Raw genomic sequence first — 11,933 nt, forward strand, 5'->3', positions numbered from 1 at the left:
GGGCCCGCCCGGCTCCGGACGGCGCGTCCTAGACCTCGCCGCGTGCCATCCGGATCAGCCGGTCGAGGACGGCGCCGCCACCGGCCCGCAGCCCGTCGTGCTCCCACTCGTTGGTGACCCACACCCGGGTGCCCCGGACGGCGTCCGCCGTGGCCAGCGAGTCGGCGGTGTCGACGTACATGTCGTCGTGGTAGACCGCTGCCACCACCGGGACTTGATTGGCCGCCAGCCGCTCCGGGGAGTACAGGTCCGGCCAGTCGGTCCGCTCCGCGAGCAACTGGGCGGTCTCCCGCAGTGGCCGCAGCGCGGGGTCGTTCTCGAACAGCGCGGGGTAGATCATCTCCCCGGTGAGGAGCACCGGCCGCCCCTCCCGTACCGCCGCCTCGGCGTCGAACTCGGGGAACTCCTTGCGGACGCGCTCCGCCGCCCACTCGGTCCCGGCCGGGTCCACCGACCGCTGGCCGTAGATGGCTTCGTGCAGCACCGCGTACAGCGGCCCCTGGGCGAACGAGAGGTGGGCCTGCACCTCGGCCAGGAAGGTGTCGGAGAGCTCGGGCCCGGCGACACCCTCGACCCAGGCGTCCTCCAGCAGGTAGTGCAGCACGTGCGAGCCGCTCCCGGTGCCGAGCAGCATGCCCAGCCCCTGGAACGCCTGCACCGTGAGCAGGCCGCCGTCCGGCAGCTCGGCCGGCCGCTCCAGCAGGTGCGCGGCGATCCGCTGAACGGCCGTCACATCGCCCGGGTAGCGCGCGTAGTGCCCGGCGTTCTTCCGGGCCACCCGGGGGTAGGCGGCCCGGTAGACGTCCTCGGCCGAGCTGCGCAGGCCCGCCAGACCACCGGTCACGAAGGCTTCGCGGACGCCCTCCGGAGCGATCGAGAGGTAGCTGAGGACGCAGAAGCCGCCGAAGCTCTGGCCGAGCAGGCTCCACCGGTCGGAGCCCCCGAGCAGCTGACGGCGGATCAGCTCCGCGTCCCGGACGATCGAGTCGGCCCGGAAGTGCGCCAGGTAGTCGGCCTGCTGCCGGGGGGTGCCACGGCGGGCCAGGGTCTGCCGGGTGGCGGGGGTGGACCGGCCGGTGCCGCGCTGGTCGAGCAGCAGCACCCGGTAGTCGTCCAGGGCCCGGGCCAACCAGCCGTCCCGGCCGATCGGGCGGTTCGCCCGGCCGCCGGGGCCGCCCTGCAGGAAGAGCAGCCACGGCAGGTGGTCGCCCTCCCGGCCGGAGGCGACCACCTCCCGGGCGTACACCTCGATCTGCTCGCCCGCCGGGGTCCGGTGGTCGAGCGGCAGGTGGAAGACGTGGTCGGTGGTGACAATCCCGGGCAGCCGGCTGGCGGTGGACATACAACTCCTCGGTACACGCTGGTCACAGGCGCTGAGCGGTGGCCACCCACGGAGTTCCCGGTGCGCCCGCCGCCGCCACCGCACCGTATCCTGGCGCGGGCGAAGCAGCCGCAGGGCCGGGATCCGGTCGGGGCACTCCGGCCGCGAACGACTCGGGGGAGCCGTCGCCGAGCGCCGCCGACAGCGGCTGTTCGAGGTGGTGCGACAACTGGTGCGGCGGCCGAGCGGTCCGCCGATGGCCGCCGGATCGGCGTGACCTGGGGGAGGTGCGGTGCGTTCAACCTGCGAGTCATCTGCGCCGACCGATCGAACGACGTCCGGGCGGCGGGTGTCCGGGTGCCGGGGCAGCGCGGCCCACGCCACGGCCGGCCCGGCCGCCCGGCACCACACCCCGGGCGTGGGCCCGGTCCCACGCCCCATGAGCGGTGCGCCCGCCGCCGCTGCCCAGCCGTACCCGCCCGTGATCGACCACGAGCCCGGCCGACCGGCAGTCCAGCCGTCGACCGGCCGAAGAAGGAGAGCCTGGTGACCGACCCAAGGCCGCCCCGGGCCACGCCGCCCCCCACCGGGTCTGCCGCACCGTCAGGTCCCGCCGGGCCCGCTCTGCATCCCGCCCCCGGCGCCGCCTCCACCGGCCCGGGCCCCGCCTGGTCCGGCGTCGTCCCGGCGGCCCCGCCGCACTCCGTGCCCCAGCCTGCGGGCAGCCCCGCCGGGCAGTTCGCGCCCCCGCGCCCGCCGTACGCACCGGCCGGCGGCGGCCCGTCCGCTGACGTACCGTCCAGGGCCGGCGTCCCGCGCCCCGAGCAGGCGCCTGGCGCCAACCCCGCCCCGCATCCTGCCCCGGTGGCCGGGGCGCCCGGCCAGCCGCCGCGCCCGCCCGTCCAGGCGCGCCCGCAGCCCGTCGCCACGCACGCCACCGTGCTGTGCGTCAGCGCCCCGGCGATGGCCGCCTCCGGCCCGGACGGCCAGCTGCGCGGGCACGGCCTGCACGGCTTCTACCGCGCGGGCGTCCGCACCCTGGCCAGGATGGAGATCCGGCTCGGCGGGATGGAGCCGATGCCGCTCCAGGGCACGCTCACCTCGGCGGCCGAGGCCCGTTTCGTCGGCGCCGTCCGGCTGCCCGGCGACCCCGATCCGGATCCGACCCTGACGGTCGAACGCCTCCGCCACGCCAACGGCGTGGAGACCGTGACGGTCCGGAACACCGGCAGCCGTCCGGCCCGGATACCGCTGGAGATCGCGCTCGGCACGGATCTGGGTCTGCTGGCCGAGATCGCCGCGGGCCAGCGCTCGGCGGACCTGCCCGGGCAGGTCCAGTCGGCCGGGCTGCGCTGGGCCGGTCCGCAGCACAGTGCCACCGCCACCGCCCGGCCCTCGCCGCACGCCGTGCTGGCCGGTGCCGGCGTCCTGCGCTGGGACTTGGAGGTGCAGCCCGGCGCCCGCTGGTCGGTCGAGCTGAGCACCGCCCTGGAGACCGCCACCCCGGTGGGCGTCCGTCCGCCGACCGGGCGCGGCGCGGGCGTGCCGCTGCCCTGGTCCGAGCCCGAGGTCAGGTGCGACGACTCCCGGGTGGCGCTCCTGGTGCCGCGCTCGCTGGACGCGCTCGGCAGCCTGCTGGTCGCCGACGCGGACCGGCCGACCGATCTCTACCCCGTCTCCGGCGCGCCCTGGCGGTTCGGCCTGACCGCCGCCGACGCGCTCTGGGCGGCCAGGCTGGTGCTGCCGCTCGGCACCCGGCTGGCGGTCGGTACGTTGCGCGCGCTGGCCCGTCGCCAGCCGACCTCGGGGCCGCAGTCCGGAGTGATCCCCGGGGTGCTCCGGCACGCCGGGCCCGAGCTGCCGCCGTCCTGCACGGCCACCGAGGCGACCCTGCTGTTCGTCACCGTGCTGGCGGAGGCATGGCGTTGGGGCCTGCCCCGCCAGGAGGTCGCCGACCTGCTGCCCGCCGCCGAGCGGGCACTCGCCGCCCTGCACGCCAACGTCTCCGACGACCGGCCGGCGGCCGAGGGCGGCCCCGAGGGCCCGGTCGGCTTCGTCACCGACCTCGGCCGTTCCGCCGAGGAGCGGGCCGCCCGGCCGGTGCCGGCCCGCTGCGAGGTACAGGCCCAGGCCCACCGCGCCGCGCTGCACGGGGCCGAGCTGCTGGAGGCGTTCGGCCGCCCCGGCGCCCCGGAGTGGCGGGCCTGGGCGGCCGGTCTGCGCGACCGCTTCCGGGATCAGTTCTGGATCGACGACCTGTCAGGTGGCCGCCCCGCCGGGGCACTTGTCGGCCCGGGGCGCCCGCTGCCCGCCGTCGCGTCCTCCTTCGTGCACCTGCTGGATCTCGGCCTGGCCGGAGGCGGCGCCCAGCACGAGGGCCTGCTCGACCGGGAGCAGACCAGGATCCTGGCGCAGCGCCTGGTGGCCCCGGAGTTCGACTGCGGCTGGGGCCTGCGGACCCTCAGCGCCAAATCGCCCCGGTTCAACCCGCTCGGCCACCGCAGTGGCGCCAGCCGGGTGCACGAGACGGTGCTCGCCGTCACGGGCCTGGCCGAGGCCGGGTTCGAGCGGGAGGCCCGGATCCTGCTGGACGGCCTGCTGGACGCGGCCGCCCACTTCGAGGGCAGGTTGCCCGAGATGTACGCGGGGGAGCAGCGGGTGACGGGCTGTCCGCCGGTGCCGCACCCGGCGGCCTGCCGGCCGGCGGCGCTCTCCTCGGCCGCCGTGGTCCACCTGGTGACCGCGCTGGCCGGCGTCCGGCCCGACGTGCCCGCCGGGCGGGTCACCGTCCGCCCGGCCAGCACCGCACCGCTGGGGGAGCTGGAGCTCGGTGGCCTGCGGGTGGCGGGCGAGCCGTTCTCGGTCCGGGTCAGCCGGATCGGTGTGGCCGTCGTGGAGGAGGCGTCACCGGAGCTCCAGCTCGGCGCACGCTGAGCCCGCCGGGCGGGCCGCGCCGCTTCGGGCGGGCCGCCCGGCTGGCTGCGCGGGCCGGCAGGCGGCGCAGGAGCCGTCCGGCAGGCCGGCTGACCAGGTCGGCCGACGGCTGTGCTTATCGTCAGAGAGACGACTATGATCGGCGCCATGTCGCGTTATGACCCGTCGGCCTTCCCCCCGTTCGCAGTCACGGTCGACCTGGTGGTGCTGACGGTGCGGGAGCACGCGCTCTGTGCACTGCTGGTCCGACGGGGCGAATCCCCGTTCCAGGGCTACTGGGCGCTGCCCGGTGGTTTCGTCCGGCCCGGCGAGGGCCTCGCCGAGGCGGCCTCCAGAGAGCTGGCCGAGGAGACCGGCCTGCGCGCCCACTCCGCACCGGGCCCGGGCCCGAGCGCGGTCGGTGCCCACCTGGAGCAGCTGGCCACCTACGGCCACCCCCAGCGCGACCCCCGGATGCGGGTGGTCAGCGTGGCCCACCTGGTGCTGGCTCCCGACCTGCCCACCCCGCAGCCCGGCGGCGACGCCAGCAGCGCCCGGTGGGCCCCGGTCGGCGATCTGCTCGGCCCCGCCCCGGTCGAGGGAGTGCCACTCGCCTTCGACCACGGCAGGATCCTCACCGACGGCGTGGAGCGGGCCCGCTCCAAGATCGAGTACTCCTCGCTGGCCACAGCGTTCTGCCCGCCCGAGTTCACCGTCGGCGAGCTGCGCCAGGTCTACGAGGCGGTCTGGGGCGTCGTCCTCGACCCCCGGAACTTCCACCGGAAGGTCACCGGCACCCCGGGCTTCCTGCTGCCCACCGGCGGGACGACGACCCGTCAGGGCGGCCGCCCCGCCCAGCTCTTCAAGGCGGGCGGCGCCACCGTGCTCAACCCGCCGATGCTCCGCCCCGAGGCCTGACCCGAGTCCTGACCCGAGCCGTGACGCAGGTCAGCCCCCGGGGTCGCCCCGGCCGGCCCCGGCCGGTGCTCGCCGACTGCCACGTCCGGCCCCGCCGCTGTCCCCTGATCGGGTGAGCTGGACGGGCACACCGTCCCAGCTGCGTCCGTAATGCCCGGTTTCTCGCCTTGCTCGCCCTACTGTGCAGGCTCGGGGCCAGCGGTGCTCCGTGGCCCCGGTCGGCCGAGACATGGGAGCAGGCAGCGATGATCCAGATCACCGGACTGACCAAGGTCTACCGCCGGGGCCGCGCACCGGCCCTGCTCGACCTGAGCTTCGACGCCCGCCCCGGCGTGGTCACCGCCCTGCTGGGCGCGGAGGGCGCGGGCAAGACCACCGCCCTGCGGCTGATGGTCGAACTGGAGCGTGGCCAGGGCATCACCCTGTTCGACGGCCGGACGTACCGCAGGCTCCGCCGTCCCGAGCGCCACGTGGGCGTGCTGCTCCCCGGCGCCGACGGCGACGTCGCCGCCAGCGGCGGCCACCCGGGTCTGAAGGCCCGCGCACACCTGCGGATGCTCGCGGGCGCGGTCGGCGTCCCCGCCTCCCGGGCCGACGAACTGCTGGAGCAGACCAGGCTGGCGGGAGTCGCCGGACACCGGCTGCGCTCGTTCTCGCCCGGAATGCACCGCCGGCTGGCCCTGGCGGTCGCGCTGCTCGGTTCGCCCGGGACGCTGCTGCTGGACGCCCCGACCGAGGGTCTGTCCCCGCGCAACGTCGAGTGGTTCCACTCCTTCCTGCGCTCCTTCGCGGTCTCCGGCGGCACCGTCCTGGTCACCACCCGCACACCGCGTGAGGCCGCGCTGCTGGCGGACCGGGTGGTCACGCTGGACCAGGGGCGGCTGGTGGCCGACCAGCCGGTGGTCGAGTTCCGTCGCACCAGGCTGCACCCCGAGGTGTCGGTCCGGGGCCCGCAGATGGCCCGGCTGGCCGACCTGCTGACCGAGCAGGGCCACCAGGTCCGCCGGGACGGCGGGGTGGGCATCGCGGTGAGCGGTCTCGGCCGCACCGAGATCGGCGAACTCGCCTACCGCCACGGCATCCTGCTGCACGAGCTGGCCGACCGGGTGGTCGAGCAGCCCGTCCCGTACCCCGCCCTGCCCACCGCCTCCGGTCGCTCCGGCCACGTCCTGCCGATCCCGCCGGACGCCCCGGGGGCCCAGCGTGGCGACGCCCAGCCGCCGCAGCAGACCGCCCAGTCCGGCCTGCCCGGGCAGGCCGACCAGTCGGCGCACCCCGGCCACGCCGCCGAGCACCCCGGCCACACCACCGAGCGCGCCAGGCAGCCCGCCGAGCACCCCGAGCGTCCCGAGGAGCAGACCGCCACCCTGGTCCCGCAGCTCGCCGCCGCCGGTGCCGGTGCCGGCGCCGAACAGCCGCCGCACAACACCGGCTTGACCGGTCGTCAGCTGTTCCGTGACGAGGCCCCGGCCCCCCACCCCACCCGCCGTCCCACCCCCTGGCCCGTCGCCGGGCCCGACCACCGGAGCGAGTGACCGTGCGCGTACTGGCATACGAGGTGCGCCGGCTGCGCGGCCTCCGGTCCACCTGGCTGATCCTGGCCGCCGTCCTGCTGACCGACGCCGCCGTGGCGGCGGTGCTGGCCCGCCAGCTCCCCGCCGGAGAGCTCGGCACGGCCGCCGCGGTCCGCTGCGTGACGGCCGTCGTCCCGCTGCTGCCGCTCCCGATCGCCGCGCTCGGCGCCGGGGCGATCGGTGCGATGTCGTACGGCCACGAGGTCCGGTACCCGGGACTGCCGGCCGGCCGGGTCTCGTACCGCCGCCGGCTCGGGCTGCTGGTCGCCAAGCTGGCCGTGACCGGCGTCCTGGCGGTGCTGGTCGCGGCCGCCACCGTGCTGCTGGACGCGGCCGTGCTGCGGCTGCTGCACGCCCCGGGGGCGCAGGTCGCCGCCCTGTTCGACCCGGCCTCGGCCGAATTCGCCGACCCGCTCCGCCCGTTGGTCTTCTTCGTCGGTCTGACCGCGCTGGCGGGCTGGGCCGGGCTGCTGGTCACCTCGCTGGTGCGCAGCGCCGCGGCCGGTCTGCTGATCCTGTGCGCCGTCCCCGCCCTGCTCGAACCGGTGCTGTCGCTGCTGCTCCGACAGAGCGGCCGGGTCTGGCCGGGCCAACTGCGTGAACTGCTGCCGTTCCAGTACGGGTTGGACCTGGTGCGCGGCGCCGATGCCCAGCAGCTGGCGGTCGCCCCGGCGCTGGACGGCCTGCTGCTGGCCGCCGTCTCGGTGCCGGCGGTGCTGCTGCTGTCGGCCGGCCTGCTGGTCCAGGTCCGCCGCCGCGCGCTCTGACCGGTGCCCGCCGCAGCCGTGCGGACGCGCGGATCGGGTTGCGCCACGGCATTGGTGACGTCCTGTCACCAAGCCTGGCGGCCCAGGGGCGAAATGGTGGCTTCTGGCTGATAAGAAGTCAATTATCCGGTCACGGGCGATCACCCTTTCGTGTGCTTTTCACGAGAATTCTCAAGCCGGGCCCGCCGATCGCCGACAAAGGACCTGTGAGTACCCTTGCGCACCCCACCATGACCACCGCTCGCCCGTCCGACGCAGTCGGCCCCGCCGAGCTGGACCGCTTCTCCTACGCCGAACGGCCCACCCCGCCCGCCCCCCGATGGGAGGGCGCCGAGTCCGAGCTCCGGGTCGGCCGGAAGACCACCAGCAGCCGGGGCCGCGGCCTGCACGGCCAGTTGGTCCAGCAGCTCGGTCAGATGATCGTCTCCGGCGACCTGGGCGCCGACCGTCCGCTGGTGCCGGAGGAGATCGGCCAGCGGTTCGAGGTCTCCCGCACCGTCGTCCGCGAGTCCCTCCGGGTCCTGGAGGCCAAGGGCCTGGTCAGCGCCCGGCCGAACGTCGGGACCAGGGTCCGTCCGGTCAGCGACTGGAACCTGCTCGACCCCGACATCATCGAGTGGCGCGCCTACGGGCCGCAGCGCGACGAGCAGCGCCGCGAGCTGTTCGAGCTCCGCTGGGCGATCGAGCCGCTGGCGGCCCGGCTGGCGGCCGGCCACGGCCGGGAGGACGTCCAGCAGCGGCTGGCCGAGCTGGCCGAGCTGATGGGCCTCGCCGCCACCCAGGGCGACGTGGTCGGCTACGGCCGGGCCGACCTCGAACTGCACGCGCTGATCCTGCAGATGGCCGGGAACCGGATGCTGGAGCACCTCTCCAGCATCGTCTCCTGCTCGCTCCAGGTCTCCGGCGGCCCGGCCACCTCCTGCGAGCGTCCGTCGGAGTCCTCGGTCAACCTGCACATCCGCCTGGTCGACGCACTCGGCACCGGTGACGGCACCGCCGCCGACGCCGCCGTCCGTGCCCTGCTCACCGTGCACCCCGAGGTCGAGCACTCCGTCCCGGCCCCCCGCGAGCACTGACGGCCGGCTCCGGCCGCCGACCCCGATCGTGAACCCGGCTCGCGGCACCGCCCGCGAGCCCTGATCCGGCACCCTGCCAGGTCGAACGCCGTCCGGACGGTCGAACCAAACCTCGATCACGAGCCCGAAAGGCAACGATCCGAGTACGGATACGCGTCGGTACCCAATGGCCCTTCAGCCGTCTTCACCTGCGGCTGAAGGGCCATGGCCGTGTTTCGGCCGTGATCCGGGCCGCTCGGGGCCCACCGGTGTGACCGGCGCCACCAAGGCCATGCGTAACACTTGAGGAGCAGCGGCGATGTGTACGGAGCGGAAGCAACTCCGGAATACCACCACCGTGTCAGAATGCTGTGTTGGTCTGCGGCGCCGCTGCCGTCCTGCACACCCCAGTCCTCAAGCCCGAGCCGGTCGGAGCCGGGCCAGCGCGGATCGCGCGTGGCCGCTCCTGTCGCCTCGGCAGCCGGGTACTGGTGTCGAGTTAACTCATCGTCCGAGAGGTTGTTCGTGTCGGCCAGCACATCCCGTTCGCTCCCCCCCGAGATCGCCGAGTCCGCGGCTCTGCTGGCGCTCATCGAGCGGGGCAAGGCCCAGGGGCAGATCGCCGGTGACGACGTGCGTCAGGCTTTCGAGGCGGACCAGATCCCGGTCACCAAGTGGAAGAACGTCATGCGCAGCCTCAATCAGGTTCTGATTGAGGAGGGTGTGGACCTCATGGTCAGCGCGGCGGAGCCCACCGCCGCCAAGCGCAAGAGCGTCGCGGCCAAGACCACTGCCAAGCGCACGGCGGCCAAGGCCGTCACCACCCGCAACCCGTCCGCCCCCACCAAGCCGCCGGTGCGGATCGCGCCGTCCGCGAACCCCGTCGCGGCCCCGGTCGTGGCCGAGGTCCGCGTGGTGGAGAGCCTGGAGACGGACGCCGTGACCGGCGAGGTCAAGGTCGTCACCGCCAAGAAGGCGGCCGCGCCCGCCAAGAAGGCGGTGGCGAAGAAGGCCGCCCCGGCGAAGAAGACCGCCGCCAAGAAGACCGCCGCCAAGTCCGGCGGCGACGAGCCCGGCCCCGAGGACGAGATCGAGGACGATGCGCTGCCCGGCGACAAGCCCGAGGCCGAGCCGGAGGAGGAGTCGAAGGGCTTCGTGCTCTCCGACGACGACGAGGACGACGCCCCGGCGCAGCAGGTCGCGGTCGCCGGTGCCACCGCCGACCCGGTCAAGGACTACCTGAAGCAGATCGGCAAGGTCCCGCTGCTCAACGCCGAGCAGGAGGTCGAGCTCGCGAAGCGGATCGAGGCCGGCCTGTTCGCCGAGGACAAGCTGTCCGCGGCCGACAAGCTCGCCCCCAAGCTCAAGCGCGAGCTGGAGATCATCGCCGAGGACGGCCGCCGGGCCAAGAACCACCTGCTGGAGGCCAACCTCCGCCTGGTGGTCTCGCTGGCCAAGCGCTACACCGGCCGCGGCATGCTCTTCCTGGACCTGATCCAGGAGGGCAACCTGGGCCTGATCCGTGCGGTCGAGAAGTTCGACTACACCAAGGGCTACAAGTTCTCCACCTACGCGACCTGGTGGATCCGGCAGGCGATCACCCGCGCGATGGCCGACCAGGCCCGCACCATCCGCATCCCGGTGCACATGGTCGAGGTCATCAACAAGCTGGCCCGCGTCCAGCGCCAGATGCTCCAGGACCTGGGCCGCGAGCCCACCCCGGAGGAGCTGGCCAAGGAACTCGACATGACCCCCGAGAAGGTCATCGAGGTCCAGAAGTACGGCCGCGAGCCGATCTCCCTGCACACCCCCCTCGGTGAGGACGGCGACAGCGAGTTCGGTGACCTGATCGAGGACTCCGAGGCGGTCGTCCCGGCCGACGCGGTCTCCTTCACCCTGCTCCAGGAGCAGCTGCACTCCGTCCTGGACACGCTCAGCGAGCGCGAGGCGGGCGTGGTCTCGATGCGCTTCGGCCTGACGGACGGTCAGCCGAAGACGCTGGACGAGATCGGCAAGGTCTACGGCGTGACCCGTGAGCGGATCCGCCAGATCGAGTCCAAGACCATGTCGAAGCTGCGCCACCCGTCGCGTTCGCAGGTGCTGCGCGACTACCTCGACTGATCGGGAGTCACCTCCCGCAGGCGTCACCCCGAAGGGCCCGGAGCACACCAGCTCCGGGCCCTTCGGGCCGTCCAGGGGCGGGTGTTGGTCAAACGGCCCTGGGCCGGGTCCCCCGTCCGGGTGTTCCCGGCGCGGGCGACCGCACGGTGCGTGATCGTTCCACTACGCTGTGCCGGTTGCTGCCGCCGACCCAGCTTGGAGAATCCGGTGCCGCCCATCCTGGACGCCCGCCCGACCCCGCCGCCCGCCCGGCGCCACCGCCGGGGGATCGCCCTGGCGCTGCTCGCCACCCTGCCGACCTCGCTCCTCGCGCTCGGTGCGGCCACGCCGGCCCAGGCGCAGCGCAGGATCGTCGGCGGCCAGGAGGTCAGCACCCAGCAACTGCCCTGGATGGTCGCGCTGGCGAGCCGCCAGCAGTTCGGCAACGCCCGCTCCGGCCAGTTCTGCGGCGCCGCGCTGGTCTCGCCGACCAAGGTGGTCACCGCCGCGCACTGCTTCTTCGACGAGAGCACCGGTCACCAGGTGAAGCGGCCCGGCCTGCGGGCGGTGATCGGCCGGGACGACCTGAGCGGCCGGGCCGGCCGCGAGGTCGAGGTGAAGGCGATCTGGGTGCACCCCGAGTACGACTTCTCCCGGAACCTGAACGACGTGGCGGTGCTCACGCTGGCCGAGACGCAGGGCAGCCGCCCGGTGATCGAGCTGCTCGGGCAGGGCGACAACGAGCCGTACGCGCCGGGCACCCCGGCGACGGTCTTCGGCTGGGGTGACACCAAGGGCAACGGGAGTTACTCCACGCGACTGCGTTCGGTCCAGGTGCCGATCGTCTCGGACGAGGCCTGTGGCCACGCGTACTCGCACGGTGAGGACGGTGCCTACGACCCGCGCGTGATGGTCTGCGCGGGCGAGGAGAAGGGCGGCAAGGACGCCTGCCAGGGCGACAGCGGCGGCCCGCTGGTGGTGCACGGCAGGCTGGTCGGGCTGGTCTCCTGGGGCACCGGCTGCGCCGACCCGAGGTACCCCGGGGTCTACACCAGGGTGGCCGCGGTCTCCGACGCGGTACGCTCCGTGCTCTGACGGACACGCTCCGACACCTCGTCAGGTGACAGGGCGTCGGAGACGCGACGGAGCCGGGGGGGCCCCCCCCCCCGGGGGGGGGCGCCCCGGGGGGGGGGGGGCCCCCGGGGGGGGGGCGGGGGGCGCGGCGCACACACCGGTGGTCCGCCGCGGCGGGTGGGGGGGGGGCCGGGAGGCGGCCGCGCCCGAG

8 protein-coding genes are annotated in these 11,933 nt (G+C 74.8%); 7 read left to right on the forward strand and 1 reads right to left on the reverse strand.

The genetic code is table 11. From position 1 onward, the window contains the following. Window positions 1-28 precede the first annotated feature (28 nt). Window positions 29-1,342 (reverse strand): alpha/beta fold hydrolase, encoded by a 1,314-nt coding sequence (locus tag ACIRPK_RS24450; RefSeq protein ID WP_403041597.1) that lies wholly within the window; start codon window positions 1,340-1,342, stop codon window positions 29-31. Between the two features lie 525 nt (window positions 1,343-1,867). Here ACIRPK_RS24450 and ACIRPK_RS24455 point away from each other — a divergent pair. The 7 genes from ACIRPK_RS24455 (at window position 1,868) to ACIRPK_RS24485 (ending at window position 11,743) form a co-directional block, all read left to right on the forward strand. Beyond that, a complete protein-coding gene (locus tag ACIRPK_RS24455; protein ID WP_403041600.1) occupies window positions 1,868-4,255 on the forward strand; it encodes a glycogen debranching N-terminal domain-containing protein in 2,388 nt (795 codons plus the stop codon). Window positions 4,256-4,402: 147 nt separating this feature from the next. After that, window positions 4,403-5,152, forward strand: coding sequence for an NUDIX domain-containing protein (locus ACIRPK_RS24460; RefSeq protein ID WP_403041602.1), 750 nt, complete (start codon window positions 4,403-4,405; stop codon window positions 5,150-5,152). A 245-nt stretch (window positions 5,153-5,397) separates the two neighbouring features. Further along, on the forward strand, window positions 5,398-6,687 hold the full coding sequence (locus ACIRPK_RS24465) for an ATP-binding cassette domain-containing protein (protein ID WP_403041605.1): 1,290 nt from the start codon (window positions 5,398-5,400) through the stop codon (window positions 6,685-6,687). A gap of 2 nt (window positions 6,688-6,689) precedes the next feature. After that, window positions 6,690-7,493 (forward strand): hypothetical protein, encoded by an 804-nt coding sequence (locus ACIRPK_RS24470; RefSeq protein WP_403041606.1) that lies wholly within the window; start codon window positions 6,690-6,692, stop codon window positions 7,491-7,493. 152 nt (window positions 7,494-7,645) lie between these two features. Beyond that, window positions 7,646-8,569 (forward strand): FadR/GntR family transcriptional regulator, encoded by a 924-nt coding sequence (locus ACIRPK_RS24475; protein ID WP_403041608.1) that lies wholly within the window; start codon window positions 7,646-7,648, stop codon window positions 8,567-8,569. Between the two features lie 504 nt (window positions 8,570-9,073). Next, complete coding sequence (locus tag ACIRPK_RS24480; protein WP_403041609.1) at window positions 9,074-10,669, forward strand: RNA polymerase sigma factor; 1,596 nt, start codon at window positions 9,074-9,076, stop codon at window positions 10,667-10,669. Window positions 10,670-10,876: 207 nt separating this feature from the next. After that, window positions 10,877-11,743 carry a S1 family peptidase gene (locus ACIRPK_RS24485; protein WP_403041612.1) on the forward strand — a complete coding sequence of 289 codons (867 nt, stop codon included), beginning with the start codon at window positions 10,877-10,879 and terminating at the stop codon, window positions 11,741-11,743. The last annotated feature ends 190 nt before the right edge of the window (window positions 11,744-11,933 follow it).

This window comes from Kitasatospora sp. NPDC101801, from assembly GCF_044766665.1.
Taxonomy (GTDB): Bacteria; Actinomycetota; Actinomycetes; order Streptomycetales; family Streptomycetaceae; genus Kitasatospora.

Bases quoted from the DNA above. Each gene is read 5' to 3' on its own strand.
- ACIRPK_RS24465 (WP_403041605.1), top strand. From the start codon at position 5,398: ATGATCCAGATCACCGGACTGACCAAGGTCTACCGCCGGGGCCGCGCA.
- ACIRPK_RS24450 (WP_403041597.1), bottom strand. From the start codon at position 1,342: ATGTCCACCGCCAGCCGGCTGCCCGGGATTGTCACCACCGACCACGTC.
- ACIRPK_RS24460 (WP_403041602.1), top strand. From the start codon at position 4,403: ATGTCGCGTTATGACCCGTCGGCCTTCCCCCCGTTCGCAGTCACGGTC.